Raw genomic sequence first — 26,195 nt, 5'->3', positions numbered from 1 at the left:
GCTTTTACTCCATGAACAAGTGTTCCTTCTTCCGCGCGATTGTGGTCGCTGCCGGTCTCATGACCATTGCTGCGTTCGCGACACCGGCGAATGCGCTGGTCGAGATCAACATCAACAAGGGCAACGTCCAGCCATTGCCGATTGCTGTGACGGATTTCCTTCAGGGCAACATGGGCGCGCAGGTCTCGCAGGTGATCGCCGCCGACCTGCAGCGTTCCGGTCTGTTTGCGCCGATCAACAAGACAGCCTTCATCGAGAAGATTTCTAATCCGGACGCTTCGCCGCGCTTCGAGGACTGGAAGGTCATCAATGCACAGGCGCTCGTAACTGGTCGTGTCACACAGGAGGCAGACGGCCGCCTGCGCGCCGAGTTCCGCCTCTGGGATACATTTGCCGGCCAGCAGATGACCGGTCAGCAATTCTATACCCAGCCGGAGAACTGGCGCCGTGTCGCCCATATCATCGCCGATGCGATCTACAAACAGATCACCGGTGAAGAGGGTTATTTCGACACCCGCGTCGTCTTCGTCTCGGAATCCGGCACCAAGCAGCAGCGCAAACGGCAGCTGGCGATCATGGATCAGGACGGCTTCAACGTGCGCATGCTGACCGACGGCAGCGATCTCGTGCTGACGCCGCGTTTCTCGCCGAGCCGGCAGGAAGTCACCTACATGTCCTTTGCCAACCAGCAGCCGCGCGTCTATCTGCTGCAACTCGAAACCGGGCAGCGCGAGGTCGTCGGCAACTTCCCGGGCATGACCTTCTCGCCGCGCTTTTCTCCGGATGGCCAGAAGGTGATCATGAGCCTGCAGCAGGAAGGCAATTCCAACATCTATACGATGGACCTGCGCTCGCGCACGACGACGCGGCTGACCTCGACGGCAGCGATCGACACCTCGCCCTCCTATTCGCCCGATGGTGCGCGTGTCAGCTTCGAAAGCGACCGCGGCGGCAAGCCGCAGATCTATGTGATGAATGCCGATGGTTCCGGCCAGACCCGTATCTCCTTCGGCGACGGCTCCTATTCGACGCCGGTCTGGTCGCCGCGCGGCGATCTCATCGCCTTCACCAAGCAGTCCGGCGGCAAGTTCTCGATCGGCGTGATGAAGCCGGACGGTTCGGGCGAGCGCATCCTGACGACCGGCTTCCACAATGAGGGGCCGACCTGGGCGCCGAACGGCCGCGTGCTGATGTTCTTCCGCCAGGCAGCAGGCTCTGGCGGCCCGCAGCTCTATTCAATCGATCTGACCGGCTACAACGAACAACTGGTCAAGACACCGACCTACGGTTCCGACCCGGCCTGGTCGCCGCTTCTGGAGTAAGAATGCGGCAGTGCCTTCTTGTCGCCCCAGAATCATGGAAACCGGGCTGCTACGGGACAAATCAGTAAATTGTTAACCATAATCTTTGAGGGGCGGTTAACCGAGTGCGGTTACTGTCCGGAAACCCTGAAATCGCAAGGAGACCCGGCCATGAGCCGAATTCACACCCCGGCAATGAGCCGCATGCAGAATTTCGCCCGCAACCCCGTCATGATCGCGCTTGTCGCCGGTCTCGCGCTTGCAAGCTGCGCCAAAAAGCCGCCGAACAGCGCCGGTGATCTCGGCCTCGGCGCCGGCGCGGGTGGGGCTGCAACGCCGGGTTCGGCCCAGGACTTCACGGTCAATGTCGGCGACCGCATCTTCTTCGATACCGACTCTTCGTCGATCCGCGCCGATGCCTCGCAGACGCTCGACCGTCAGGCGCAGTGGCTCGGCCGTTACCCGAATTACCAGATCACCGTCGAAGGTCATGCCGACGAACGCGGCACGCGCGAATACAACCTCGCGCTCGGCGCCCGCCGTGCTGCTGCCGCCAAGGATTACCTCGCTTCGCGCGGTGTTCCGGCGCAGCGCATGAAGACGATCTCCTACGGCAAGGAACGTCCGGTCGCCGTCTGCGACGATATTTCCTGCTGGTCGCAGAACCGCCGCGCGGTCACCGTGCTCGGCGGCGCCGGCATGTAATCTTCGGATACAATTCGTTTTCGGAAGGCGGTCCCGCGAGGGGCCGCCTTTCTTTTTGACCACACTTTGGCCAGACTCCGTTGCTTTTTGACAGCAATTGGAAAAATCTCCTGTTCGCGCTTAAAGCGCGAAGAATCACTGGGACAGGACGATACATATGAAGAAACTTGTCGTGGCAGGCATGCTGTGCCTCGCGGCTATGACGGGGAGCGAGCGGGCCGCCTATTCGGCCTCGTTCTTCGGGCTGCATCTTGGCGGTCGATCCGCGGGAAACCAGGCGGCGGCGCCTGTTGTCAAGGTGCAGAGCGGCGACGCCGAGGTTCGCGTGCAGCAGCTCGAAGAGCAGCTGCGGCAGCTGAACGGCCGGATCGAGGAGATGAGCTTCCAGCTGCTGCAGATGCAGGAGACGATCCGCAAGCAGCAGGAAGACAATGAATTCCGCTTCCAGCAGCTCGAGAAAACCGGAGCCGGCGGCGGTGGCGCCAAGGCTCCTGTCAAGAAGAGCGAGACCGATGCCGCTCCGGCAGCTTCCGGCGGGGATGATGTCGCCAGGGTAATCCAAGCACCGCAGGGGGCCGAAACGGCTCCCTCCACCGACGTGCCTGATAATACCGGCCTCGGCCAGCCGCCGAAGCAGCTCGGCTCGATCGAGTTCGATCAGAACGGCAACCCGGTCGGTGGAACCGTCGACGAAAATGCCAGCATCGGCTCCGGCCCGATTCCCGATGCCAGTGGCCGCACACCGCAGCAGACGGCATCGCTCGGCAGTGAGGCGGATCAGTACAAGGCAGCCTACGGCCACGTCTTGTCGGGCGATTACGGCACCGCAGAGCAGGAATTCAACCAGTACATTGCCCGTTACCCGAGCAGCGCGCGGGCGGCCGACGCCAACTTCTGGCTCGGCGAAGCGCTTTATTCGCAGGGTAAATATAACGAGGCGGCCAAGACTTTCCTCAACGCGCATCAGAAATACGGCAGCTCGGAAAAGGCGCCGGAAATGCTGCTGAAACTCGGCATGTCGCTTGCTGCCCTCGACAATAAGGAAACGGCCTGCGCGACGCTGCGCGAAGTCTCGAAGCGCTACCCCAAAGCGTCACGCGCCGTCATAAGCAAGGTTGCGAGCGAACAGAAACGCCTCGCCTGCTGAGGTCTTCCGGAATGTCTCCGGAAGCCGCATCGCCTCATGCGGCGATCCTCCAGTTTCTAGCATCGCTTCAAAGTCCTGCGCGCATTCTCGTCGCGATCTCGGGCGGCAGCGATTCCACCGGCCTGCTTCTCCTCCTCGACGAAGCCGTGAAGGCCGCGCCTCATCTCAAGATTTCCCTCTGTGCTGCCACCGTCGATCACCGTCTGCGGGCCGGCTCCGCGGACGAAGCGCAACAGGTTGCCGCGCTCTGCGCGTCGCTCGGCATTCCCCACATCATCGCAGCCTGGCAGGGCGACAAGCCGAAAACCGGCGTCATGGCCGCGGCCCGTGAAGCGCGATACGATCTCTTGGCGGAATCGGCGGAGAGGCTCGGCGCCAATCTCATCGCCACCGGCCATACCCTCGACGATCAGCGCGAAACATTGCAGATGCGCGGCATGCGAACCGAGCAGGTTTCGTCAGGTATCGCCGATGCGGTGCTCTTCAACCGGCGGTTCTGGATTTTGCGGCCGCTCCTCTTTTCCAGCCGCGCCGACATTCGGGCTTTCCTAAGAGAGCGCGGCGTGCCTTGGATCGAAGATCCCAGTAATGAGGATGTGAAGTATGAGCGCGTGCGGATCCGCCGGCGGCGGTCGGCCGATCCTGCGATGGAGACGGATATTCGCGCGGCCTGGGAAGCGCGGCGGGCTCTGTCGTCCCGGGCCGCTGATTGGCTGGACCGCCATTTCAGGCTTCATGGTGGCCTGCTTGGGCAGGTATCTGTTGATGGGTTGCGGCAGGATCGCGCAGTTCTGGACTATGCGCTCGGCCGCCTGACGGCCGTCTTCGGCGGACAGCCATTCGTGCCGGGGAGGGCGCAGATGGCGCGCCTTCTCTCATTTGCCACCGGCGGGGAACCGGGTCGGATGACTATCGGTCGAGTCGTGTTCGATCGCAGGCGGGACGGGCTTTATTTCACGCGGGAGAGCCGGGGGATCGTACCGATGATTTTACGGCCGGGAGAGGCGGGGGTGTGGGATGGGAGGTTTGAAGCCGTAAACGGCTCCGGAGAGACCGTAACGATAGAGGCGCAGGCCACTCACTACTCCCTCATTCCTGTGTCCTCAGGGCCTCGCCCGAGGGATGTCACAGGAATCCAGCCACCGCGCGTCGGCGCGGTGGATGACTCTACAAAACAGGACGAGTCTTCCGCGCCCAAGGACTTGGGCGCGCTGGATTCCTGTGACGAGCACAGGAATGAGGGGGAGTGGAGCAGGGGCCTGCCCAAGGCGGCGTGGAAACGTGCCGTCGCCTCCGCGCCGGCTTTTGCCGTCGATGGACACCCTCTATCTCTGCAATCTGTCGGCTCGATCCATCTGACACCCTATTTCGCACCCTTCGACCGCTTTTTGACACGATTCAATTTCATCTTTGCCGACAGGCTTTCGGCGGTTTTCGCGATGGCGCCCTATGCGGGGCTGCCTTTTAGAAGTATTGACGGAAAAACCATCTGACCTGGGGGATTGCCTTGGCAACAGCACGGCGCAACCCTATGTTAGAAAGAATAAGACCGTCGCCATGAGGCGGCTGTTCCAGTGCTGGGGAGTTCAATGAACCCTAACTTACGTAATTTTGCCTTGTGGGCGATCATCGCGCTTCTGCTGATCGCCTTGTTCAGTATGTTTCAGACGGCTCCGGCACAGACTGGCTCCCGCGAAATTCCCTATTCGCAGTTTCTGCGTGAGGTCGATGCGGGCCGCGTGAAGGATGTCGTGGTCACGGGCAACCGTGTTTCCGGAAGCTATGTTGAAAACGGCACCACCTTTCAGACCTATTCCCCTGTAATCGACGACAGCCTCCTCGATCGCCTGCAGCAGAAGAATGTCCTGGTTTCCGCCCGTCCGGAAACGGACGGTTCCTCGGGGTTTTTGAGCTATCTCGGCACGCTCTTGCCGATGCTTCTCATTCTCGGCGTCTGGCTGTTCTTCATGCGGCAGATGCAGGGTGGCTCGCGCGGCGCGATGGGCTTCGGGAAATCCAAGGCCAAGCTTCTGACCGAAGCGCATGGCCGGGTGACCTTCGATGATGTCGCCGGCGTCGACGAGGCCAAGCAGGATCTTGAGGAAATCGTCGAATTCCTGCGTGATCCGCAGAAATTCCAGCGTCTCGGCGGCAAGATCCCGCGCGGCGTGCTGCTCGTCGGCCCTCCGGGTACCGGCAAGACGCTGCTCGCCCGCTCGGTCGCCGGTGAAGCCAATGTGCCGTTCTTCACGATTTCCGGTTCCGACTTCGTCGAAATGTTCGTCGGCGTCGGCGCAAGCCGCGTACGCGACATGTTCGAACAGGCGAAGAAAAATGCCCCCTGCATCATCTTCATCGACGAAATCGATGCGGTCGGCCGCCATCGCGGCGCCGGCCTCGGCGGCGGCAATGATGAACGCGAACAGACGCTGAACCAGCTGCTGGTCGAAATGGACGGCTTCGAGGCGAATGAAGGCGTGATCCTGATTGCTGCCACCAACCGTCCCGACGTTCTCGACCCGGCGCTGCTGCGCCCCGGCCGTTTCGACCGTCAGGTCGTGGTGCCGAACCCCGACATCGTCGGCCGCGAGCGCATCCTCAAGGTGCACGCCCGCAACGTGCCGCTGGCACCGAATGTCGATCTCAAGGTTCTTGCCCGCGGCACGCCCGGTTTTTCCGGCGCCGACCTGATGAACCTCGTCAACGAAGCCGCCTTGATGGCCGCCCGCCGCAACAAGCGCGTCGTCACCATGCAGGAGTTCGAAGACGCCAAGGACAAGATCATGATGGGCGCCGAGCGCCGCTCCTCGGCGATGACCGAGGCGGAGAAGAAGCTCACCGCCTATCATGAAGCCGGCCATGCCATTACCGCGCTCAATGTCGCTGTCGCCGATCCGCTGCACAAGGCGACGATCATTCCGCGCGGCCGTGCGCTCGGCATGGTCATGCAGCTTCCCGAGGGCGACCGCTACTCGATGAGCTATAAGTGGATGGTGTCGCGCCTCTGCATCATGATGGGCGGCCGTGTCGCCGAAGAACTCACCTTCGGCAAGGAAAACATCACGTCGGGTGCCTCCTCGGATATCGAGCAGGCGACCAAGCTTGCCCGGGCCATGGTCACGCAATGGGGCTTCTCCGATCAGCTCGGTCAGGTCGCCTATGGCGAGAACCAGCAGGAAGTTTTCCTCGGTCACTCGGTTTCGCAGTCGAAGAATGTTTCGGAAGCGACCGCACAGAAGATCGACAATGAAGTGCGCCGCCTGATCGACGAAGCCTATACGCAGGCCCGTACGATCCTGACGGAAAAGCACGACGAATTCGTCGCTCTCGCCGAAGGCCTGCTGGAATACGAGACGCTGACCGGCGAAGAGATCAAGGCGTTGATCCGCGGCGAGAAGCCGTCTCGCGATCTCGGGGATGATTCACCGCCAAGCCGCGGCTCGGCTGTTCCAAAGGCGGGCGCGCGGCCGGCCACCAAGGGTGACGAGCCCGAAGCCGGCCTCGAACCGCAGCCGCATTGAGCCGCTAGCGCCATCTTGAACAAGGCCGGATTTCCCAAGCGGGAGATCCGGCCTTTTCTATTTGGTAACGGGATATAATCATTTTTCTTGCTAATTTACGTGCCGTTCGCCGCATTTTGTGGCATTCCGCTGAATTGAGGCAAGCATGAATCACGCTCGTGGATTGACGACATTCCATTGAAGCCGGATTCGCTTGGAACGGTGCGCTGCCTTGAATGGCGCGCGGAAAGCGCAGGAGTGCAGATGAAAAGACGCTATTTCGGGACCGACGGCATTCGCGGCCAATCCAATGTCTTCCCGATGACACCGGATCTCGCCATGCGGGTCGGCATTGCCGCCGGTACCATCTTCCGCCGCGGCAATCATCGCCATCGCGTCGTCATCGGCAAGGATACGCGTCTTTCCGGCTATATGCTCGAAAACGCCATGGTCGCAGGCTTCACCGCCGCCGGCCTCGATGCCTTCATTCTCGGCCCGATCCCGACGCCTGCGGTTGCCATGCTGACCCGCTCGCTGCGCTGCGATATCGGCGTGATGATTTCGGCTTCGCACAATCCTTACGAGGATAACGGCATCAAGCTGTTCGGTCCCGACGGCTATAAGCTGTCCGACGACATCGAGGCCGAAATCGAGGAGCTGCTCGAAAAGGACCTGAGCACGCAGCTCGCCAAGTCCGACGACATTGGCCGCGCCAAGCGCGTCGATGGCGTGCATGATCGTTATATAGAACACGCCAAGCGCACCCTGCCGCGCGACGTCACCCTTCAGGGCCTGCGGATCGCCATCGACTGCGCCAACGGCGCCGCCTACAAGGTGGCGCCTGCCGTGCTCTGGGAGCTCGGCGCCGACGTCGTCACCATCGGCAACGAGCCGAACGGCACCAATATCAATCTTAATTGCGGCTCCACCAGCCCGGTCGCGCTGCAGAAGAAGGTCGATGAGGTGCGTGCCGATATCGGCATTGCGCTCGATGGCGACGCGGACCGCGTCATCATCGTCGATGAGAATGGTTCGATCGTCGACGGTGACCAGCTTATGGCGGTCATTGCCGAGAGCTGGGCCGAGAGCCAGCAGCTGCGTGGCAATGGCATTGTCGCCACTGTCATGTCCAACCTCGGCCTCGAGCGCTTTCTCGACGACCGCGGCATGGCGCTCGCCCGCACGAAGGTCGGCGACCGCTACGTCGTCGAGCATATGCGCCAGCACAATTACAATGTTGGTGGCGAGCAGTCGGGCCATATCGTGCTGTCGGATTATGGCACGACGGGCGATGGACTGGTTGCCGCACTGCAGATCCTTGCCGCCGTCAAGCGCACCGGCCGGACCGTCAGCGAGGTCTGCCGCCGCTTCGAGCCGGTGCCGCAGCTGCTGCGCAATGTCCGCATCAGCGGCGGCAAGCCGCTGGAGGATATCCAGGTGCAGAAGGCAATCGCCGATGCTGAAGCCGAGCTTGCCAAGACCGGCCGGCTTGTCATCCGCCCCTCCGGCACCGAGCCGCTGATCCGCGTCATGGCCGAGGGCGACGATCGCGCCCAGATCGAGCGCATCGTCAACGAGCTGATCGGCACGATCTCGAACGTCCGGACGGCCGCTTGATCCTGTGAGGCCACATTGGGCTCGACCTTAGGCTTGGCGACATTCATTGGGTGTTTGGGCTGATGCTTAGAGAATGAGCGAGGCACTCTCTTAAGCCCTCATCTTGAGGTGCCCCTCAGGATGAGGGCTAAGGGCATGCCGTGTGGCTGATGGGCTGGTCGGCGTGCTTTGCTTGGGAAAATTCGTTCGACACTACGCTCTACGGCAGAAAATCTAGCGCAAGTATCAGCCCATCCACCCTTCATTCCTGTGACGGGCACAGGAATGAAGGGTGTAGTAAGTGCCGACCTAATGAAGCACCCGTTGTGGTGTGTCTCTGTACGCTGACGGCGCGTTTGGCGAGAATGCCACCACACTCTCCGTCATCCCAGGCCCTGAGCCTGGGATCCATGCGACTGCTGCTGATGGATGCGGTGTGGATGCGCGGCTCAAGGCCGAGCAGGACGGAGGGTGGGGTGGGCAGGAGAAACCCATTCACAGCGCAGACGCCCGTGTCCGCGACGCCATCCGCTAGCGAAACCAGACAATGCCAGTCACGGCCTAAACTGACTTGGTGAGAGTGGGTGGGGCGAACGTCCTCGCCAATTTATCACCGCTGGTGATGATCATATGCCGTGTCGCGGCCGGGCGAAGACTACCGGAAGAGCTGGGTGCGCTTTCCAGCCCAATGGTTCGTCAGGTCGCAGCCTCGAAGACTTTTACTGCGGCAATCCCTGTTTCCTAAAGTAAATAATCGTGGTTAAGCAGCTTTTAACGTTTCCCATTCATTATCCATCCGAAGCGTATCAGTTTGGCGGCGATGTGTGCCTGCCGACGCAACGGATTTTGGAGTGGGATCCATGAAAAGAAGCTTGTCCGGCATCTTTGCGGCATTGTTGATCGCGACAAACGCCTATTCCGCGGACTTCGCCCCTGCTGAGCCGATCCCGGAGCAGCCGCCGGAAGTGACGGTCACCGAGGCAACCGGCTGGTACCTGCGCGGCGATGTCGGTTATGCCTTCACCGATCTGCGGGGCGCCCGCTATTTCCAGGGCAGCAATGCGACGGAGGTCGATTTCGACGACGCTGACCTCGACGACGCATGGACGATCGGCGGCGGTGTCGGTTACCAGATCAACAGCTACCTGCGCACCGATCTGACCTTCGATTATCTCACCCAGGCCGATTTCCGCGGCTCGACGGTCGGTCAGTGCGGCTTCCCGCTGGTGGATTGCACCTCGAGCGACCGCTCTTCGCTGACGGCCTACACGCTGCTTGCCAACGCCTATGTCGATCTCGGCACCTACGGCTATGTCACGCCTTATGTCGGCGCCGGTATCGGCGGTTCCTACGTCAAGTGGAAGAACCTGCGCAACGTCGCCTGCGCCGATGACGGCAGCTTCTGCGACGATCAGGTTACTCATGGCGGCAAGGGCAACTGGCGCTTTACTTACGCCCTCATGGCCGGCGCCTCGGTCGACGTCACCTGCAACATCAAGGCCGATGTCGGCTACCGCTACCTGCATATCGACGGCGGCAACATGTTCGGCTATGCCGATAACGGCGGCCCGGGCCGCGACAAGGGTCTGAGCGTCCACGAAGCCCGCGTCGGTGCCCGCTATCTCTTCGGCGGCTGCGCCCAGGCGAGCTACGAACCGCCGCCGGAAATCCCGCTGCAGCAGCCGGTCTACAAGTAAAGCCGAACCCTTCGCATGAAAAAGCCGCCCCGACCCGGGCGGCTTTTTTCATATCCGCCACCCCGTCTGCGTCAAAATATCTACCGGTTGCGACACTTCGATCTTGACTATGACGTCTCCGATCCATACACACGGCGGCGGGACACCCTTCCCCAACGAAGGGCTTTCTATCTGAGAGGATAGCATCATGGCGAAGACCGCAAAGCCGGACATCCGTCCGCACAATACCCATTTCTCTTCTGGCCCCTGCTCGAAGCGCCCCGGTTGGTCGCTCGAAGCCCTTTCCGACGCGGCCCTTGGCCGTTCGCACCGTGCGAAGGTCGGCAAGGCCAAGCTCAAGCAGGCGATCGACCTTACCCGTGAAATTCTCGAAGTGCCGGCGGATTACCGCATCGGCATCGTTCCGGCGTCCGACACCGGTGCCGTCGAAATGGCGCTCTGGTCGATGCTCGGCGAACGCGGCGTCGACATGCTCGCCTGGGAAAGCTTCGGCGCCGGCTGGGTCACCGATGTCGTCAAGCAGCTGAAGCTCAAGGATGTGCGCAGGCTCGAAGCCGGTTACGGCGAGCTTCCCGATCTCTCCGCCGTCGATTTCGATCGCGACGTCGTCTTCACCTGGAACGGCACGACTTCGGGTGTGCGCGTGCCGAACGGCGATTTCATTCCCGCCGACCGTAAGGGCCTGACGATCTGCGATGCCACGTCGGCGGCTTTCGCGCAGGAACTCGATTTCGCCAAGCTCGATGTCGTCACCTTCTCCTGGCAGAAGGTTCTGGGCGGCGAGGGCGCACATGGCGTCATCATTCTTTCGCCGCGCGCCGTCGAGCGCCTCACCACCTATACGCCGGCCTGGCCGCTGCCGAAGATCTTCCGCATGACCTCGGGCGGCAAGCTGACGGAAGGCATCTTCCAGGGCGAGACGATCAATACGCCGTCGATGCTCTGCGTCGAGGACTATATCGATGCGCTGCTTTGGGCCAAGGAGCTCGGCGGCCTCAGGGCGCTGATCGGGCGCGCCGATGCCAATGCCAAGGTCATTCACGATTTCGTCGCGGCAAACGACTGGATCGCCAATCTCGCCGTCAAGGCGGAAACGGCCTCCAACACCTCCGTCTGCCTGAAGATCGTCGACAAAGACATCGCGGCTCTCGACGCCGACGGCCAGGCGAATTTCGCCAAGGGCCTGGTCGGCCTCCTGGAAAAGGAAGGTGTCGCCTATGACATCGGCCATTACCGCGACGCGCCGTCGGGGCTGCGCATCTGGGCGGGTGCTACGATCGAGGCGTCCGACATGCAGAAGCTGATGCCCTGGCTTTCCTGGGCGTTCGAAACGCAGAAGGCGCAGCTCGCTCAGGCGGCAGCTTGACGTGATCGCATCCGGCTCCGCCACAGGGCGGAGCCCGTATCTCCATTCATTCATCGCTGAACACATTTGAAGGAGGCCACAATGGCACCTCGCGTTCTCGTATCCGACGAATTGTCGGAAACCGCCGTCCAGATTTTCCGCGACCGCGGCGTCGAAGTCGATTTCGAACCGCAGCTCGGCAAGGACAAGGATCGTCTGCTCGAAGTCATTGGCAAGTATGATGGCCTTGCCATCCGTTCCGCCACCAAGGTGACGGAAAAGATCATCGAAGGGGCGAAGAACCTCAAGGTTGTCGGCCGCGCCGGCATCGGCGTCGACAATGTCGATATCCCGGCTGCCTCGCGCCGCGGCATCATCGTCATGAACACGCCCTTCGGCAACTCGATCACCACGGCAGAACACGCGATCGCGCTGATGTTCGCCGTCGCCCGCCAGCTTCCGGCCGCCGATACCTCGACGCAGGCCGGCAAGTGGGAGAAGTCGAAATTCATGGGTGTCGAGATTACCGGCAAGACGCTCGGCGTCATCGGCGCCGGCAATATCGGCTCGATCGTCTGCGCCCGCGCCATCGGCCTCAAGATGCATGTCGTCGCCTATGACCCGTTCCTCTCCAAGGAGCGCGCCGAGGAAATGGGCGTCACCAAGGTCGAGCTGGACGAGCTTTTCGCCCGCGCCGATTTCATCACGCTGCACGTGCCGATGACCGACAAGACGCGCGGCATCCTCAACAAGGAAGCGCTGGCAAAGACCAAGCCCGGTGTGCGCATCATCAATTGCGCCCGCGGCGGCCTGGTCGATGAAGCGGCTCTCGCCGAAGCCATCAAGTCCGGCCATGTCGCGGGTGCTGCTTTCGACGTCTTCGAGGTCGAGCCCGCCAAGGAAAGCCCGCTCTTCGGCCTGCCGAACGTCGTCTGCACGCCGCATCTCGGCGCTTCGACGACCGAAGCGCAGGAAAACGTCGCCCTGCAGGTGGCCGAACAGATGTCGGACTATCTCGTCAAGGGTGCGGTCTCCAACGCCATCAACATGCCGTCGATCACCGCGGAAGAAGCGCCGATCCTGAAACCTTTCATCCGTCTTGCCGATGTTCTCGGCGCCTTTGTCGGCCAGGTCACCGAAGAGCCGATCAAGGAAATCGAGATCCTTTATGACGGCATCACCGCCAACATGAACACGCGGGCGCTGACGAGTGCGGTGCTTGCCGGCCTCATCCGCCCGCAGGTCGCCGACGTCAACATGGTTTCGGCGCCGATCATGATCAAGGAAAAGGGCATCGTTCTCTCCGAGGTCAAGCGCGACAAGACGGGTGTCTTCGACGGCTATATCAAGCTGACGGTGACGACCGAGAGCATGACACGTTCGATCGCCGGCACGGTGTTTTCGGACGGCAAGCCGCGCTTCATCCAGATCAAGGGCATCAATCTCGATGCCGATGTCGGCTCGCACATGATCTACATCACCAATACCGACGTTCCTGGCATGATCGGCTTCATCGGCACGACGCTTGGTGGTGCCGGCGTCAACATCGCCAACTTCCAGCTCGGGCGCGACAAGCAGGGTGGCGACGCCATCGCGCTGCTCTATGTCGACGGCGAGGTGGAGGATGGCGTGCTCGAACAGCTGACGGCCCACCAGGCAATCCGCCAGGCAAAGCTGCTGACATTCAACATCGACTGAGTTTCCTCCTCCCAAGGAAACAGGGAAACCCGGCGCGGGAAACGGCGCCGGGTTTTCTGCGTCAGCAATGGGTATATTTCAGTGAGGCAAGCGCTTGCGGCGGACGATCTTGCCGAAACGGGCTCTATCGTCGTCAGCCTTGGTGCGATGAAGGAAGGCGCGCCTGCTGCCGTCGAGACCCTGGAAGAATTCGTCCCAGGAAATCTCCTCCTGCGTTTCCGAGGAAAAATCGACGCGGACGGTTTCGCTGTCGGTCGCGTCCTTGATGCGAGCGGGATGGCCGCCTCGCTCTTCGATCCAGTGTCTGATCCTGTTGTAATCCGCCGTCGTGCCGAACCTGGCCATGAAACCCTCCGCAGCATTCGATTGCGACATTGATGCCAGCAGCAAACGCATGATCGAAAGAATAGTTCCATAGGGCGATAATTATTCGCTCGACGATTTCCGGTTGAGCCGGTCGGTGCTCAAGCATTCGTTATTTTGAGAACGGCGGCCGGCGCGGCATAATGCACGGGCTGGAAGGAGGATGTATATGAAACGCTATTCATTCTCGATAATCGGACTGGCGTTCATGACCGCGGTCATCGCCAATCCAGGCATCGCATTCGCCTGCAACAAGCTGATCGGCACCTGAGCCGCACCCCGCTTTAAGGCGTGGCCTCGGCCGCGCCTTTCCTTTCTCGCGGGCGAAACGATCGGCCGCCCGAAGCCGCCCCTTGCGTCCCGATACAATCCTTTCTATATCGATCGCTGATCGAAAGGCGGCCGATCCCGCCTGATACAGCAATCCGCCGCAGTTGCAGCGCAAGGGCGGATGATGAGCGCGCAGAATTTGGCACCACCGTTGAACACACTGGATTTTGACAAGAAGCCGGAAGAGACCCGTGTCGTCGTCGCCATGTCGGGCGGCGTCGATTCCTCCGTCGTGGCCGGCCTTCTCAAGCAGCAGGGTTACGACGTGCTCGGCATTACGCTGCAACTTTACGATCATGGCGCCGCCGTTCACCGCGCCGGGTCCTGCTGCGCCGGCCAGGATATCGACGATGCCCGCCGCGTCTGCGAAACGCTCGGCATTCCGCATTATGTGCTCGATTACGAGAAGCGCTTTCGCGAGACGGTGATCAATCCCTTCGCCGAAAGCTATGTGGCAGGCGAAACGCCGATTCCCTGCGTCTCCTGCAACCAGACCGTCAAGTTTGCCGATCTCCTGGCAACGGCCAAGGAACTCGGCGCCGATGCGCTGGCAACCGGCCATTATATCCGTTCGCGGCCGAACCCTTCGCCCGAACATCCCGGCCGCCGCGCGCTGTTCCGTCCGGCCGACGCCGACCGCGACCAGAGCTATTTCCTGTTCGCCACAACGCAGGAGCAGATCGACTATCTGCGCTTTCCGCTCGGCGGCCTGCCGAAGGCCGAGACCCGCCGCCTTGCCGAAGAGATGGGCCTCGTCGTCGCCAAGAAGGCCGACAGCCAGGATATCTGCTTCGTGCCGCAGGGCAAATATTCCGATATCATCACAAAGCTGAAGCCGAATGCGGCGCTCGCCGGTGAGATCGTCCATCTCGACGGCCGCGTGCTTGGAAGCCATGAAGGCATCCTGCATTTCACCATCGGCCAGCGCCGCGGCATCGGCATCGCCACCGGCGAACCACTCTATGTCGTCTATCTCGATGCCCGCTCGCGCCGCGTCATCGTCGGTCCGAAGGAGGCTCTGGAAACCCACCGCGTCTATCTGCGCGACGTCAATTGGCTGGGCGACGAGACGCTCGTGCAGGCCGCTTCCGGCAATGGCTTTGCCTGCTACGCCAAAGTCCGATCGACACGGGCACCGGCACCCGCCGTGCTGCATGTCGATGCCACAGGCACCTATGTCGACCTGACGGTCGGCGAGGCCGGCATTGCTCCCGGCCAGGCTTGCGCGCTTTATTCCGCACCCGGCGACGACGCCCGCGTCTTCGGCGGCGGTTTCATCGAGCGTTCCGAGCGTGAACCCTCGGCCGAGGCCTCGCTCAAGGCCCTCTTGGCCAGCCCCGTCGCCGCCTGAAATCGATAGGAGAGGGCGGGTGGCCAAGCCCCAGCGTTTTTCTCCATCATGCGCTTGACACAAAGCCGAAGCGCACCTTATAAGCCGCTCATCCCACGAGCCCGCAGCGCTTCGCGAGCAGGTATCGTTTGACCAGTGGCGGAGTAGCTCAGTAGGTCAGAGCAGAGGAATCATAATCCTTGTGTCGGGGGTTCAAATCCCTCCTCCGCTACCACACGTTTTTCTTCAAACTATTCTCAGGTGTGGGCTAATGCCCGCGCTTTTCGATGGCTTAGGCCGTGCGCCTCCTTAGGAACTCCCTTGGGTAGCACGGTGCCGAAGTCTTGAGCCATATCGCCACCGCTGGAAGTTCATTCAGGCGGTTTCTCATTCATGTCGAAAACCGCCGCATTGTCCTGGATTTCACGGAGGCCCTTATAGGATGCATGGCGCAAACTGCCGTCATCGGTCCATCCGCGAAACTCGATCTCCGCAATCAATGTTGGCTGGGCGAAGACCAGGTTCTTGCCCTTGAGTGCTACAGCCGGCCGCTTGGTTCTGAGTTTATCGAGTGACATGCGCAGGTGCGCCGCATTCCTGGCATTAAACCCCGTTCCAACCGAGCCGACATAGACCCAGTCATGCTCCTTGCGCGCTGCAAGAAGCAGGCTGCCGATCCCACCGCGCGCAACTGTCGACTGCTCGTAGCCGATGATCATGAAGCTTTCGCTCTGGACACATTTGATCTTCAGCCAGTCGCCGGTGCGGCCGGAGCGATAGGGCTGATCCCGATGCTTGGCGATGATGCCCTCGATCCCCATCGAGCAGGCATTCGCCAGAAGCTCGGCGCCATCGCCAAAGACTTCGTCCGACAGCCGAATTGCGCCGGTGACGCCATCGAGAAAATCTTCCAGCAGGTGGCGGCGGACCGAGAGTTCCGTTCCCGTCAGATCATGGCCGTCAAAATAGAGAAGGTCGAATGCCATGAACACGGACTCGGTCGACGAGCGTTTCCCACCCCGTCCACCGAGCGAGCGCTGCAGGGCGCCAAAATCCGAATGCCCCTCCTTGTCGAGCACGATCGCTTCGCCATCAAGGATGGCGGTTCCGACGCCGAGCTTCCTCGCCGCCTCGGCGATCGTCGGAAACCGGTGCGTCCAATCGTGGCCGCCGCGGGTGATGATCCGCACCCCTTTCGGCTCGATGTGAATGGCAAGTCGATAGCCGTCCCATTTCACCTCGAATGCCCAATCCGGTCCTTTGGGCGGCACCTTCTTCAGCAGCGCCAGGCATGGCTCTACCCGATCGGGCATCGGGTCGAACGGAAGATGAGGCTGTGTGGGATCGCGCCGCCGCGCCGGCTTCGACTTGAGAAGGTGCGCGTCCTGGAGCAACGGTTTGGCGCGGCGGGTCATCTGCCGGTCCGCTTTTCAGCTGCAACCGATTTCTTCAAAGCATCCATGATGTTGACCACGTTGGTCGGCGGAGCCGACGGCGCAGATTTGCCCTTGGATTTGGCAGGTTTCTTGAGGCTCTTCTTTTTGGCGGCGATGATCTCAAGCAGGCGCTCCTGTACCGGGTCGGCCACCATCTTCGGGCTCCAGTCCTTCGTCTGCTTTTTGATCAATTGCTGGACGAGCGGCATCATGTCGGAATCGGCGTTTTCGTCTCCGACTGCCTCGAAATAGCTGTCTTCATCGCGGACCTCGTCGCCGTAGCGCAGCGTCCACAGGACGATACCTTTGCCGCGCGGCTCGAGCATGACGGCGCGCTCGCGTCGCGAGATCACCAGGCGGGAAATCCCCACCATATTCTGGGCCTCCATCGCGTCACGGATGACGGAGAAGGCTTCCTGCCCGACCGGATCATTCGGCGAGAGATAATAAGGCGTGTCGAGCCAGATCCAATCGATGCTTTCGCGGGGCGTGAAGGTAGAGATATCAATCGTTTTGGTGCTTTCGAGAGCAACGTTCTCGAGCTCTTCGTCCTCGAGAATGACGTACTCGTTCTCTCCGCGCTGATAGCCTTTAACCTCGTCCTCTTCCTTGACCTCCTTGCCGGTAACGGAATCGACGTAGTGGCTGACGACGCGGTTCTGGGTCTGGCGATTGAGCGTGTGGAAGCGGACCTTCTCACTTTCGGAGGTGGCCGGCATCATCTGCACCGGGCAAGTGACGAGCGAGAGCTTGAGATAACCTCGCCAATAAGGACGTAGAGCCATGACTGTGACCTCCGATCAGCCGGCCCGGCGCCTCGGTGCCGAAGCCTGCTTCGTTTTCGCGGCAGGCTTGGCTGCCTTCTGACGGCCAGCACCTCTGTTGGCGTTCGCCGCCGTCCGCTTCGGCTTCGTTTCCTTCGCGCCGATACCGGCGCTCTCGCGCAAGGCCTGCAGCAAGTCGCTCGGCTTGGAGGCGGCCGGCGCTTTCCGCTTCGGCAGCGTGCGGCCCTCGATCTTCGCCTTGACCAGCTCGGCGACTGCAGCCTCATAGCGGTCATCGAAGGTGCTGGCGTCGAAGCTGCCCTTCTTGGTGCCGATGATATGTTCGGCGAGTTGGAGCATTTCGCCTTCGATTTTCAGGTCTGGCATCTCTTCAAACGCCTTTTCGGACGAGCGGACCTCGTAGTCGAAGTTCAGGGTCGAGGCGATCAGGCCCTTGCCATGCGCCCGGATGAGAACGGTGCGCAGCCGACGAAAGAGCACGGTCTTGGCAACTGCCGCGACCCCTTCCTTCTTCATGCCGTCCCGCAGGAGCAGAAAGGCATCCGTGCCGATCTTGTCGGGGGCGAGATAATAGGGCTTGTCAAAGTAGGTGGTGTCGATCTGCGAACAGGGAATGAAGGCCTCGATCTTCAATGTCTTGTCGCTCTCAGGGATCGCTGCCGCAACCTCGTCGGGCTCAAGCACGACATATTGGCCGTTCTCGACCTCATAGCCTTTGACCTGGTCGTCGCGCTCGACCGGATCCCCGGTCTCGCTGTCGATGAATTCGCGTTTGACCCGGTTTCCGGTTTTACGATTAAGGGTGTTGAAAGCGATGCGTTCCGACGAGGAGGCCGCCGTATAGAGCGCCACCGGGCAGGACACCTCCCCGAATCTGATATAGCCCTTCCAATTCGCTCTCGGACCCGCCATGGCTTGGGATGCTCCCGACACAACTCAAGCGATTCAAGTGATTCGGCGGCGAATCGTTCCGAGCGAAACGAATCATTTTTCAACGACTTAGCAAGCCGCTCATGCTCGCTTTCCGAGTCCTCATTAGCGCCCTGATTCCAATGCGTCTTTTTTTGGCGGCGCGAGATTCAGAAGCGAACAACTTCGAGGTGAGAGCAGGTTTGTCTGGGCGGATCTCAATGCAACATGACGTTAGGGCCCAGGCGTTGCGGGCTCTTCTAAGATCTTCACCGGTCGATCCCATTGGATGAGAACGACGCAGCCGGTATCGCTCCAGACCGAATGTTCGGTGCCAGGCGCATTGACGATGTAGCTGCCGGGGCCGTAGTTGCCAGCTTCATCGGATTGTATGCCATCCAGAACCAGGATCGTTTCCAGCCCTGAATGCCGGTGGCGCGGAACGCTGGCGCCGGCCCCGTATTTCAGGAGCGCCACGCCCGGCTGGTCGCCTTCGAAGGGGCGGATCCAATGGATGGTGACGTCGTCGCGAAAGGGGCCGAATTCCAGTTCCTTCCAGCCGCCTGACGTCAGCAGGTCGCGGGTTGTTTCAGGCATGGGCGATGCTTTCCAAAATGTCGTCGACATGGGCGGTCCAGCCGACGATCGCGCCCTGGGCGCGGATCATGGCGATTGTTGCCGCCTTGAATTCGGGGAAATAGCTTTCCGTCGCCTCCTCAGCGAGAAGGCACTCATAGCCGCGGTCGTTCGCCTCGCGCATGGTCGTCTGTACGCAGACCTCCGTCGTCACGCCGGCAAAGACAAGCTGCTTGATGCCCTTCTGCTGCAGTATCTCTCCGAGGCCAGTGGCATAGAAGGCGCCCTTGCCGGGCTTTTCTATGACCACTTCGCCGTCGATCGGAGCAAGCTCCGGCAGGATCGCCGTTCCCGGCTCGCCCGCGATGAGGATGCGGCCCATGGGGCCTTCGTCGCCGATCCTGAGGATGGGATTGCCGCGGTCGCGTTTTGCTGGCGGCAGATCCGAAAGATCGGGGCGGTGGCATTCCATCGTATGGATGACCGGCAGCCCGGCATGGCGGAAGCCCTGAATGAGCCGCTTGACATCCGGTACGATCCTGCCGATGCGGCTGACGTCGTTGCCGAGGCTTGCGCCGAAGCCGCCGGGCTCGGCGAAATCGCGCTGCATATCGATGACGATAAGGGCGAGATGATCGTGCTTTACCGGGAAAGCGAAGGGTTCTGCCTTGATCTCGGCCATCAATGATGCCCCGCCATGTGGGCGCCGATCACGGCGATATCGGCCGCGCGCGCCGGTGTCTCGTAAACCAGCCGGCCTTCGGAAATGACCATGATGCGGTCGGACATCTCGAGGAGCTCGTCGAGGTCTTCGGACAGCAGCAGGACGGCCGTGCCGGAATTGCGGGCCTTCATGATGCGAGCCCGGATTTCGGCGACAGCCGAGAAGTCGAGGCCGAAACAGGGATTCGAGACAATCAGCAGGTCAACCTTTCCGGTCAATTCGCGAGCGAGCACGGCGCGCTGCACGTTGCCGCCTGAAAGTGCCGCGATCGGCGAGGATGAGGAGGCGGTCTTCACCTTGAAGTCCGAAATCAGCGCCGCCGCCCGCTTTTTCATCTTGCCCTTGTTCAGCCAGATCGCATCCTTGCCGTCCGCCTTCAGGTCGAAGGTTCGGAAGGCGAGGTTTTCGCTCACCGTCATGCGCGGGGCGCAGGCGTTCTGCAGCGGCTCCTCGGGGATGAAGCGGACATTGTTTCTGCGGGTCTCGGGGCGCGTCGCGCCATAGGTGTTGCCATTGACGCTCACGCGGCCGCTGTCGGCCGGCCGCTGGCCGGCAAGGATCTCCGTCAGCTCTTTCTGACCGTTGCCCGAAATGCCGGCAATGCCGACGATCTCGCCGGAGCGGACCATGAGATTGTCGATCGCGATGGTCTTGAGGCCAGAGCGGTCCGGCGCCTTGACCTGCTCCACCGCAAGGACGGGCCTGGCGTTTTCGGAAACGGGAACGCGGCTGTCGAGCTCTGCAAGCTTCACGTCGCCGATCATCATGGCGGCCATCTCCGATGTCGAGAGGTCGCCGACCTTGCCGGTGCCGACCAGCCTGCCGCGTCGCAGGACCGAGACGGCATCGGCGAACTTCGTCACCTCGTGGAACTTGTGCGAAATCATCAGCACGGTCAGTTCGCCGCGCTCGGTCATCCCCCGGATGAGACCGAGCATCTCATCGGCTTCGGCAGGGGTCAGAACCGAGGTCGGTTCGTCGAGAATGAGAAAGGAGCGGCCGAGATAGAGCTGCTTGACGATCTCCAGCTTCTGCTTCTCGCCGGCGGCGAGCTCGCTCACCGGCCGGTCGAGCGGGATCCTGAACGGCATGCGCTCCATGAAGGCGGCAAGGTCCTTCCGCTCCTTCGCCCAATTGATGATGGCGGGCACTTCGGCGCGGCTGATGACGAGGTTTTCGGCGCCGGTCAGCGACGGGACGAGCGTGAAGTGCTGATAGACCATGCCGAGGCCATAGATGGCGGCGTCCTTGGGCGAGGCGATGGCCACTTCGCGGCCGTCGACGGAAAGCGCTCCTGAGGTGGCGTGGTAGAAGCCCATGATGCATTTGACGAGGGTCGATTTGCCCGCGCCGTTTTCGCCGAGCAAAGCATGGAAGCTGCCGGCGGGCACCTTGATCGAGACATGGTCGAGCGCCGTGAAGCTGCCGAAGCGCATCGTCATGTCGAGCGTATCGATGCCGACGGCTCGGCCCGCCTGTGGGAGCGGTGTGTCGCGGACCGTGCTCATGGCAGCTGGCTCACAATCGTCTGGGAATTGGAGACCGAGCCGAAGACGCCCCCCTGCATCTTCACCATCTTGATGGCGGCGAGATGGTTGCCGTAGTCGGTCGCGCCGCAGCAATCGTCCAGAAGCAGGCATTCGAAACCGCGGTCATTGGCCTCGCGCATCGTGGTGGAGACGCAGACGTCGGTGGTGATCCCGGTCAGGATGATGTTTGCGATGCGCTTCTGGTTGAGGATCAGTTCAAGGTCGGTGGCGCAGAAGGAGCCCTTGCCCGGCTTGTCGATGATCGTCTCGCCGTCGATCGGATAGAGTTCGGGGATGATGTCCCATCCGGGTTCGCCGCGGGTCAGGATGCGCCCGCAAGGACCCGGATCGCCGATCCCTGCGCCGATCCGCTGCGAGCGCCAGCGTTTGTTGGCCGGCAGGTCGGCAAGATCGGGCCGATGGCCTTCGCGCGTGTGGATGATGTGATAGCCCTTGGCGCGCATGGCAGCCAGCACGCGTTTGATCGGCTCGATCGGCGCCTGGACGAGCGACAGGTCATAACCCATGTGATCGACGTAGCCGCCCTTGCCACAGAAATCCGTCTGCATGTCGATGATGATGAGAGCGGTGTTATCAGGTCTCAGATCGCCATTATAGGGCCAGGCATAGGGGTCCGCGTTGATATAATGTCCTTTGGGTTCGACCATGGCGTCCATCGTCTTCTTCTCCTATTCGCCCGCGAGCTTGAATGTTTCACCGTAGCGCCGCGTCGGCTTCTCGAAGCCGCAGGACGTACCGTCCGTGACCTTCACCCGATCCTCCCAGGGAAGGTGGTATTTGCCGGCGACGAGGTCGTGCATGTAGGTATAGGGCGCGTCACCCGCGCCGCCGGAGACAGCGACATAGCCGCGATGGCCGAATTGGTAGATATTGTTTTCGACGCCCCAGCCGAGGCGTGCTTCGCGCACCAGATCGGGACGGACTTCGGCAGTGATGATCTCGTTGACGCGCCCAGAGGCGCCGTGAGCGATGATCGTGCCGTCGAAATTGCAGACCATGCCTTCGCCCATGGAATCGAAGGTGCCGTCCGAGCCGCACATGCAGACGCTCGCCGTAACCATCAGATTGCAGAAGGCATTCGACTGATTGGTGAATTTCCAGCTTTCGCGGATTGGCGCGGTGTAACCGGCCGTGCGGATCATGATTTCCGCACCCTTGTAGGCGCATTCGCGCGCCATCTCCGGGAACATACCGTCATGGCAGATGATGAGCGCGAGCTTTGCACCCTTTGGCCCGTCGATGACCGGGATACCGGCATTGCCAGGCTCCCATGGTTCGACCGGCACCCATGGGTGCATTTTGCGATAATAGAGCTTCAGCTCGCCCTTATCGTCGATGACAATGCCGGAATTGTAGGGCATGCCTTCAGGGTTCAGCTCCATGATCGAGAAGCAGCCCCATATCGCGTTCCCCTTGCAAGCCTTCTTGCAGGCTGCGACCTCCGGCCCGTCGAGCGTGCACATGATCGCGGGATTGATATCCATCGACAGGCCGTGAAGGGCATATTCAGGGAAAACAACCAGATCCATGCCGGGCTGGTTGCGTCGCGCTTTACCGACGAGATCGACGATCACCTGTGTCTGGCGGGCGAGGTCTTCTCTCGTGACGGTAACGGGAAGCTGCAATTGGACGAGGCCGATGGCGACGCCATGTTCCGATTTGTTCAATCCGCCGAGACCGTTCATGGCTTGGCTCCTTTCATGCTACTTTGTCAGGGAAAGCGCCCCGGGCGCACCGGCGAGCGAACGTGTCGGCGAAGAGGTCGCGATCATGATGACCAGCGTCAGCACGTAAGGGGCGGCATAGAAGAGATAATAGCCCTCGCTCACCCCAACCGATTGCAGCGCCGGTCCGAGCGCGCCGGCGCCGCCGAAGAGCAGGGCGGCAAGGAAGCAGCCGATAGGATTCCATCGGGCGAAGATGACGAGGGCCACGGCCATCAGACCCTGACCGGAGGAGACCCCCTCGTTCCAGGAGCCGGGATAATAGAGCGAGAGATAGGCGCCGCCGATCGCCGCCAGCGAGCCGCCGACAGCGGTGGCGAGCAGTCGCACGCGATCCGGATCGATGCCCATGGCCCGTGCTGCATCCGTACTGTCGCCGACGACGCGCAGGACGAGACCGACGCGGGTATTCTTGAACGCCCACCAGAGAACGAAGGCGAGGGCGGCCCCGAGGAGGAACAGCACGTTGATATTCAGCGCCGCCTGGATTTGCGGCAAACTGGACCAGGAGCCGAGCGGAATTGCCGGCAGATGCGGCGCTGCCGGCTGGATGAAGGGCTTGCCGAGGAAGAAGGCGAGCCCCAGGCCGAACTGCATCATGGCGATGCCGATCGCGATATCGTTGACCTTCGGCCATTTGCAGATCCAGCCGTGGACAAGGCCGAAGACCGCGCCTGTCGCCATGGCCGCGAGCACGCCGAGCCAGGGGGAGTTGGACATGACGGCGACGGCATAGGCCGTCATCGCGCCGAAGACGAGCGTGCCTTCGAGGCCGAGATTGATGCGGCCGGAGCGCTCGGTGATCGTCTCGCCCAGGCTGACGAAAATGAAAGGGGTGGACACACGGATGGCGCCTGCGAGGATGGCGAGGGGCACGCCCCAGAAGCCGATGCCTGTCTCTTCCATCACAGGCTCCTTTTCCAGAGGTCGGGATTGAAGACCTTGAAGCGGCCGTAGAAGGTCTCGCAGAACAGGATGACGAGGAAGAGCATGCCTTGCAGCACCAGCACGGTGGCATCAGGCAGCCCCATGCGGCGCTGGATCAGGCCTCCCGAAGCGTCGATGCCGCCGAGCAGGATCGCGACGGGGACGATCGCCAGCGGATTGTGTCTGGCCAGGAAGGCGACGAGGATGCCGGTATAGCCGTAGCCCGCGGCAAGGGAGGCGTTGGCGCTGCCCTGGACGGCGGCGACCTCGATCATGCCGGCAAGCCCGGCGAAGCTGCCGGCGATCGCCGTGAAGCCGGAAATCAGCCTGCCCACGGGCAAGCCTTGAATCTGGGCCGCGCGGACGTTGCCGCCAGCAATACGGGCGGCAAAGCCGTAGCTCGTCACTTCGATCAGGATCCAGGAGAGAATGCAGGCGACAATGCCGATGACAAGGCCCCAATGCACGTCCATGCCGGGGATGTTGCCGAGCATGTACTCAGCCGGCAGCGGTTTGGTCGACGGCTTGTTGAGGCTTGCAGGATCGCGCAGCGGCCCTTCGACGAACTGGTTCATCAAGGCGATGGCGATATAGGAGAGCAGCAGCGACGAGATGGTCTCGTTGACGCCGCGGTAATGGCGCAGGAAACCGGCAAGGCCGATCCAGATGCCGCCGACCACCATGGCGGCAACTCCCATGAGAACGAGCGTCAGCAAGACCGGCGCCGAACCCGCGAGCGGCATGGCCATGGCCGCGGCGGCAGCGCCGCCCAGCACGACCGCTCCTTCCCCGCCGATGATGACGAGGCCGAGGCGGGCGGGCAGGGCGACGCAGAGTGCCGTCAGGAGCAGGGGTGCGGCACGGCTTAAGCTGTTCTGCACCGAAAACCAGCTGCCGAAGCCGCCGGTATACATGAGCTGGAAAAGCACTGCCGGCGATTTGCCGATCGCCAGGATGAACAGGGAGAAGAGCGCAAGACCGATCAGGATGGCGGCAAAGCCGATGGCAAGAGGTTCAGCTTTTCGCGCGATCCATTCGAGGATCGGACGCAGCGAAGCCGGGTTTTCGGCGATGGATATTGCGGGATCATTGGCCTGGACGGTCATGGCGCTTCCCCTTCGCGGTTTACGCCGTGGATCCGACGACACCCTCGAGCAGATAGTTCATGCTTTCGAGCTCGATCGCGTCTTCGGCGTAGCTCTTGTCGGCGGTCACGACCGTGCCGCCCTTGTTGTCCTTGAGCGGTCCCTTGAAGACCGAGAAGCCGCCTTTCATCATCTCGGTATGGGTAGCCTCGAAGGCCTTGCGCCCGGCTACGGAAACGCCGGGGCCGAGTGCGCTCATCTTGACGAAGCCGTCCTTCAGGCCGCCGCGCACGAAGTTGCCGAGCTTTTCGCCGGCCTGCGCCTTTTTGACGAAGTCGCTGTAGACATTGCCCCAGGCCCATTCTGCGCCGGTCAGGTACTTCTCGGGCGCGAGCGGGCTCTGGTTGGCATGATAGCCGCAGACGACGGCGCCGCGGCCCGCCGCCGTCTCGACCACGACCTTCGGGCTGTCGACATGGCAGGTGATGACATCGGCGCCCTGGTCGACCAGCGCGTTGGTGGCTTCGGCTTCCTTGACGGCGAGCGACCATTCGCCGGTGAAGATCACTTGGCAGGTAATGGTCGGATCGACGGTGCGTGCGCCGAGCAGGAAGGCATTGATGTTCTGCAGCACCTGCGGAATCGGCTTGGCGGCGACGAAGCCGATCTTCTTGCTTTTCGTCGCATGGCCGGCCGCGATGCCGTTCAGATACTGGCCCTGGAAGATGTAACCAAAGTAAGAGCCGGTATTGGCCGGATGCTTGCCCTCCTGCCAGAGGCCGCCGCAATGGCGGAACTGGGTATCGGGATATTTGGCGGCCATCGCCAGCATGTGCGGATCGAAGTAACCGAAGGAGGTCGGGAAAAGCAGAGCCGCGCCATCGAGGTTGATCATCGATTCCATCGTCTTCTGGACGTCGACCGTCTCCGGCACGTTCTCTTCCTCGACGACGGTGACGCCAGGCAGCGCCTTGACGGCGGCTGCACCCTCGGCATGGGCCTGGTTGTAGCCATAGTCGTCCTTCGGACCGACATAGATGAAGCCGACGGTAAGGGCGCTCTGGGCAAGGGCGCGCGAGGAAAGCAGGCCGGGCGCAGCGCCGGCAAGGGCAGCGGCAGCAGAGGCCTGAAGAAAATTGCGGCGGTTCATGGAAAGGAGTTTGGTCACTGGAATGCTCCCCTTATGGCGTTCTGCCGGTTCATTGGATACGGTAAAGTGTATGCAATGGATGTGCCAGGTATTAAGGGATTGATTTTACGATGGAAATTTCGAAGCCGTTTGACGGATGTCGCAAGTGTATGCAATTTAACGGACTCACAGTATAAAATTTATGCAAAGCCTATAAAGTTGGCGAAAATTCCACATTATATAGAAAGTGGACTTGTTTCCGGTCGCGGATTAATTCAATTTTGCAAATGAAAACAGTGTATTGCTCCATATTTGACTTTGTGTCGTGGGCAATGCAT

The 26,195-nt window shown here is 61.4% G+C and carries 22 protein-coding genes and 1 tRNA gene; 11 read left to right on the top strand and 12 right to left on the bottom strand.

Features of this window, described 5'->3' with window-relative positions:
- The first annotated feature begins 11 nt into the window (after nucleotides 1-11).
- The 9 genes from tolB to serA all read left to right on the top strand — a co-directional run bounded on the left by tolB (nucleotide 12) and on the right by serA (nucleotide 12,989).
- The gene (gene tolB, locus N2597_RS16665) at nucleotides 12-1,322 is read left to right on the top strand and encodes a Tol-Pal system beta propeller repeat protein TolB (protein WP_096764390.1); all 1,311 of its coding nucleotides are present in this window, start codon (nucleotides 12-14) and stop codon (nucleotides 1,320-1,322) included.
- 150 nt (nucleotides 1,323-1,472) lie between these two features.
- Nucleotides 1,473-2,006, top strand: a complete 534-nt coding sequence (gene pal / locus N2597_RS16660; RefSeq protein ID WP_009994607.1) for a peptidoglycan-associated lipoprotein Pal — start codon at nucleotides 1,473-1,475, stop codon at nucleotides 2,004-2,006.
- Between the two features lie 157 nt (nucleotides 2,007-2,163).
- Nucleotides 2,164-3,153: a tol-pal system protein YbgF gene (gene ybgF, locus N2597_RS16655; protein WP_106795970.1), complete on the top strand. Its 990-nt coding sequence runs from the start codon at nucleotides 2,164-2,166 to the stop codon at nucleotides 3,151-3,153.
- A gap of 11 nt (nucleotides 3,154-3,164) precedes the next feature.
- Nucleotides 3,165-4,646, top strand: a complete 1,482-nt coding sequence (gene tilS, locus N2597_RS16650; RefSeq protein ID WP_106795971.1) for a tRNA lysidine(34) synthetase TilS — start codon at nucleotides 3,165-3,167, stop codon at nucleotides 4,644-4,646.
- 96 nt (nucleotides 4,647-4,742) lie between these two features.
- On the top strand, nucleotides 4,743-6,674 hold the full coding sequence (ftsH, locus tag N2597_RS16645) for an ATP-dependent zinc metalloprotease FtsH (protein WP_038691074.1): 1,932 nt from the start codon (nucleotides 4,743-4,745) through the stop codon (nucleotides 6,672-6,674).
- Nucleotides 6,675-6,917: 243 nt separating this feature from the next.
- Complete coding sequence (gene glmM / locus N2597_RS16640; protein ID WP_038691072.1) at nucleotides 6,918-8,270, top strand: phosphoglucosamine mutase; 1,353 nt, start codon at nucleotides 6,918-6,920, stop codon at nucleotides 8,268-8,270.
- Nucleotides 8,271-9,109: 839 nt separating this feature from the next.
- The gene (locus tag N2597_RS16635; protein WP_183598297.1) at nucleotides 9,110-9,946 is read left to right on the top strand and encodes an outer membrane protein; all 837 of its coding nucleotides are present in this window, start codon (nucleotides 9,110-9,112) and stop codon (nucleotides 9,944-9,946) included.
- 187 nt (nucleotides 9,947-10,133) lie between these two features.
- Nucleotides 10,134-11,312: a phosphoserine transaminase gene (locus N2597_RS16630; protein ID WP_096769863.1), complete on the top strand. Its 1,179-nt coding sequence runs from the start codon at nucleotides 10,134-10,136 to the stop codon at nucleotides 11,310-11,312.
- An 81-nt stretch (nucleotides 11,313-11,393) separates the two neighbouring features.
- On the top strand, nucleotides 11,394-12,989 hold the full coding sequence (gene serA, locus N2597_RS16625) for a phosphoglycerate dehydrogenase (protein ID WP_039622028.1): 1,596 nt from the start codon (nucleotides 11,394-11,396) through the stop codon (nucleotides 12,987-12,989).
- 78 nt (nucleotides 12,990-13,067) lie between these two features.
- On the opposite strand, the gene N2597_RS16620 is transcribed toward serA, so the two are convergent.
- On the bottom strand, nucleotides 13,068-13,334 hold the full coding sequence (locus N2597_RS16620; RefSeq protein WP_039623497.1) for a hypothetical protein: 267 nt from the start codon (nucleotides 13,332-13,334) through the stop codon (nucleotides 13,068-13,070).
- Between the two features lie 499 nt (nucleotides 13,335-13,833).
- Here N2597_RS16620 and mnmA point away from each other — a divergent pair, with 499 nt between their 5' ends.
- Together mnmA and N2597_RS16610 are read left to right on the top strand one after the other, a co-directional pair.
- Entirely contained in the window at nucleotides 13,834-15,033 is a 1,200-nt protein-coding gene (gene mnmA, locus N2597_RS16615) for a tRNA 2-thiouridine(34) synthase MnmA (protein WP_106795974.1), read from the top strand.
- 137 nt (nucleotides 15,034-15,170) lie between these two features.
- A tRNA-Met gene (locus tag N2597_RS16610) sits at nucleotides 15,171-15,247 on the top strand.
- Nucleotides 15,248-15,383: 136 nt separating this feature from the next.
- Here N2597_RS16610 and ligD read toward each other — a convergent pair.
- From ligD to N2597_RS16555, 11 genes are all read right to left on the bottom strand, one after another.
- Entirely contained in the window at nucleotides 15,384-16,427 is a 1,044-nt protein-coding gene (gene ligD, locus N2597_RS16605; RefSeq protein ID WP_183598299.1) for a non-homologous end-joining DNA ligase, read from the bottom strand.
- Nucleotides 16,424-17,233: a non-homologous end joining protein Ku gene (ku, locus tag N2597_RS16600; protein ID WP_077990496.1), complete on the bottom strand. Its 810-nt coding sequence runs from the start codon at nucleotides 17,231-17,233 to the stop codon at nucleotides 16,424-16,426. Before ku (N2597_RS16600) ends, ligD begins: the two co-directional genes overlap by 4 nt.
- Nucleotides 17,234-17,248: 15 nt before the next feature.
- Nucleotides 17,249-18,145, bottom strand: a complete 897-nt coding sequence (gene ku / locus N2597_RS16595; RefSeq protein WP_106795976.1) for a non-homologous end joining protein Ku — start codon at nucleotides 18,143-18,145, stop codon at nucleotides 17,249-17,251.
- Between the two features lie 231 nt (nucleotides 18,146-18,376).
- Nucleotides 18,377-18,739, bottom strand: coding sequence for a cupin domain-containing protein (locus N2597_RS16590; protein ID WP_106795977.1), 363 nt, complete (start codon nucleotides 18,737-18,739; stop codon nucleotides 18,377-18,379).
- Nucleotides 18,732-19,400 carry a cysteine hydrolase family protein gene (locus N2597_RS16585; protein WP_106795978.1) on the bottom strand — a complete coding sequence of 223 codons (669 nt, stop codon included), beginning with the start codon at nucleotides 19,398-19,400 and terminating at the stop codon, nucleotides 18,732-18,734. Before N2597_RS16585 ends, N2597_RS16590 begins: the two co-directional genes overlap by 8 nt.
- Nucleotides 19,400-20,950: an ABC transporter ATP-binding protein gene (locus N2597_RS16580; protein ID WP_106795979.1), complete on the bottom strand. Its 1,551-nt coding sequence runs from the start codon at nucleotides 20,948-20,950 to the stop codon at nucleotides 19,400-19,402. The genes N2597_RS16585 and N2597_RS16580 overlap by 1 nt, the downstream gene beginning before the upstream one ends.
- Nucleotides 20,947-21,648, bottom strand: coding sequence for a biuret amidohydrolase (gene biuH, locus N2597_RS16575; protein ID WP_183598301.1), 702 nt, complete (start codon nucleotides 21,646-21,648; stop codon nucleotides 20,947-20,949). Before biuH ends, N2597_RS16580 begins: the two co-directional genes overlap by 4 nt.
- Nucleotides 21,649-21,660: 12 nt before the next feature.
- Nucleotides 21,661-22,677 (bottom strand): formamidase, encoded by a 1,017-nt coding sequence (locus tag N2597_RS16570; RefSeq protein WP_183598303.1) that lies wholly within the window; start codon nucleotides 22,675-22,677, stop codon nucleotides 21,661-21,663.
- 18 nt (nucleotides 22,678-22,695) lie between these two features.
- A complete protein-coding gene (locus tag N2597_RS16565) occupies nucleotides 22,696-23,622 on the bottom strand; it encodes an ABC transporter permease (protein ID WP_077990481.1) in 927 nt (308 codons plus the stop codon).
- Entirely contained in the window at nucleotides 23,622-24,749 is a 1,128-nt protein-coding gene (locus tag N2597_RS16560) for an ABC transporter permease (protein WP_183598305.1), read from the bottom strand. The genes N2597_RS16565 and N2597_RS16560 overlap by 1 nt, the downstream gene beginning before the upstream one ends.
- Before the next feature lie 19 nt (nucleotides 24,750-24,768).
- Nucleotides 24,769-25,896, bottom strand: coding sequence for a BMP family ABC transporter substrate-binding protein (locus tag N2597_RS16555; protein WP_183598307.1), 1,128 nt, complete (start codon nucleotides 25,894-25,896; stop codon nucleotides 24,769-24,771).
- Nucleotides 25,897-26,195 lie beyond the last annotated feature (299 nt).

The organism is Rhizobium sophoriradicis (assembly GCF_025200795.1).
In the GTDB taxonomy this organism is placed as follows: domain Bacteria; phylum Pseudomonadota; class Alphaproteobacteria; order Rhizobiales; family Rhizobiaceae; genus Rhizobium; species Rhizobium sophoriradicis.
Note: the sequence above shows the minus strand (reverse complement) of the source record. Positions and strands in the feature narration are given on the sequence as shown.

Excerpts from the sequence above, each read along its gene's own strand:
- N2597_RS16620 (WP_039623497.1), bottom strand. The coding sequence starts at position 13,334 with ATGGCCAGGTTCGGCACGACGGCGGATTACAACAGGATCAGACACTGG.
- N2597_RS16580 (WP_106795979.1), bottom strand. The coding sequence starts at position 20,950 with ATGAGCACGGTCCGCGACACACCGCTCCCACAGGCGGGCCGAGCCGTC.
- tolB (WP_096764390.1), top strand. The coding sequence starts at position 12 with ATGAACAAGTGTTCCTTCTTCCGCGCGATTGTGGTCGCTGCCGGTCTC.
- ku (WP_106795976.1), bottom strand. The coding sequence starts at position 18,145 with ATGGCGGGTCCGAGAGCGAATTGGAAGGGCTATATCAGATTCGGGGAG.
- N2597_RS16630 (WP_096769863.1), top strand. The coding sequence starts at position 10,134 with ATGGCGAAGACCGCAAAGCCGGACATCCGTCCGCACAATACCCATTTC.
- ftsH (WP_038691074.1), top strand. The coding sequence starts at position 4,743 with ATGAACCCTAACTTACGTAATTTTGCCTTGTGGGCGATCATCGCGCTT.
- glmM (WP_038691072.1), top strand. The coding sequence starts at position 6,918 with ATGAAAAGACGCTATTTCGGGACCGACGGCATTCGCGGCCAATCCAAT.
- N2597_RS16560 (WP_183598305.1), bottom strand. The coding sequence starts at position 24,749 with ATGACCGTCCAGGCCAATGATCCCGCAATATCCATCGCCGAAAACCCG.
- N2597_RS16585 (WP_106795978.1), bottom strand. The coding sequence starts at position 19,400 with ATGGCCGAGATCAAGGCAGAACCCTTCGCTTTCCCGGTAAAGCACGAT.
- N2597_RS16590 (WP_106795977.1), bottom strand. The coding sequence starts at position 18,739 with ATGCCTGAAACAACCCGCGACCTGCTGACGTCAGGCGGCTGGAAGGAA.
- biuH (WP_183598301.1), bottom strand. The coding sequence starts at position 21,648 with ATGGACGCCATGGTCGAACCCAAAGGACATTATATCAACGCGGACCCC.
- ku (WP_077990496.1), bottom strand. The coding sequence starts at position 17,233 with ATGGCTCTACGTCCTTATTGGCGAGGTTATCTCAAGCTCTCGCTCGTC.
- pal (WP_009994607.1), top strand. The coding sequence starts at position 1,473 with ATGAGCCGAATTCACACCCCGGCAATGAGCCGCATGCAGAATTTCGCC.
- tilS (WP_106795971.1), top strand. The coding sequence starts at position 3,165 with ATGTCTCCGGAAGCCGCATCGCCTCATGCGGCGATCCTCCAGTTTCTA.
- ligD (WP_183598299.1), bottom strand. The coding sequence starts at position 16,427 with ATGACCCGCCGCGCCAAACCGTTGCTCCAGGACGCGCACCTTCTCAAG.
- N2597_RS16570 (WP_183598303.1), bottom strand. The coding sequence starts at position 22,677 with ATGAACGGTCTCGGCGGATTGAACAAATCGGAACATGGCGTCGCCATC.
- serA (WP_039622028.1), top strand. The coding sequence starts at position 11,394 with ATGGCACCTCGCGTTCTCGTATCCGACGAATTGTCGGAAACCGCCGTC.
- N2597_RS16565 (WP_077990481.1), bottom strand. The coding sequence starts at position 23,622 with ATGGAAGAGACAGGCATCGGCTTCTGGGGCGTGCCCCTCGCCATCCTC.
- N2597_RS16635 (WP_183598297.1), top strand. The coding sequence starts at position 9,110 with ATGAAAAGAAGCTTGTCCGGCATCTTTGCGGCATTGTTGATCGCGACA.
- ybgF (WP_106795970.1), top strand. The coding sequence starts at position 2,164 with ATGAAGAAACTTGTCGTGGCAGGCATGCTGTGCCTCGCGGCTATGACG.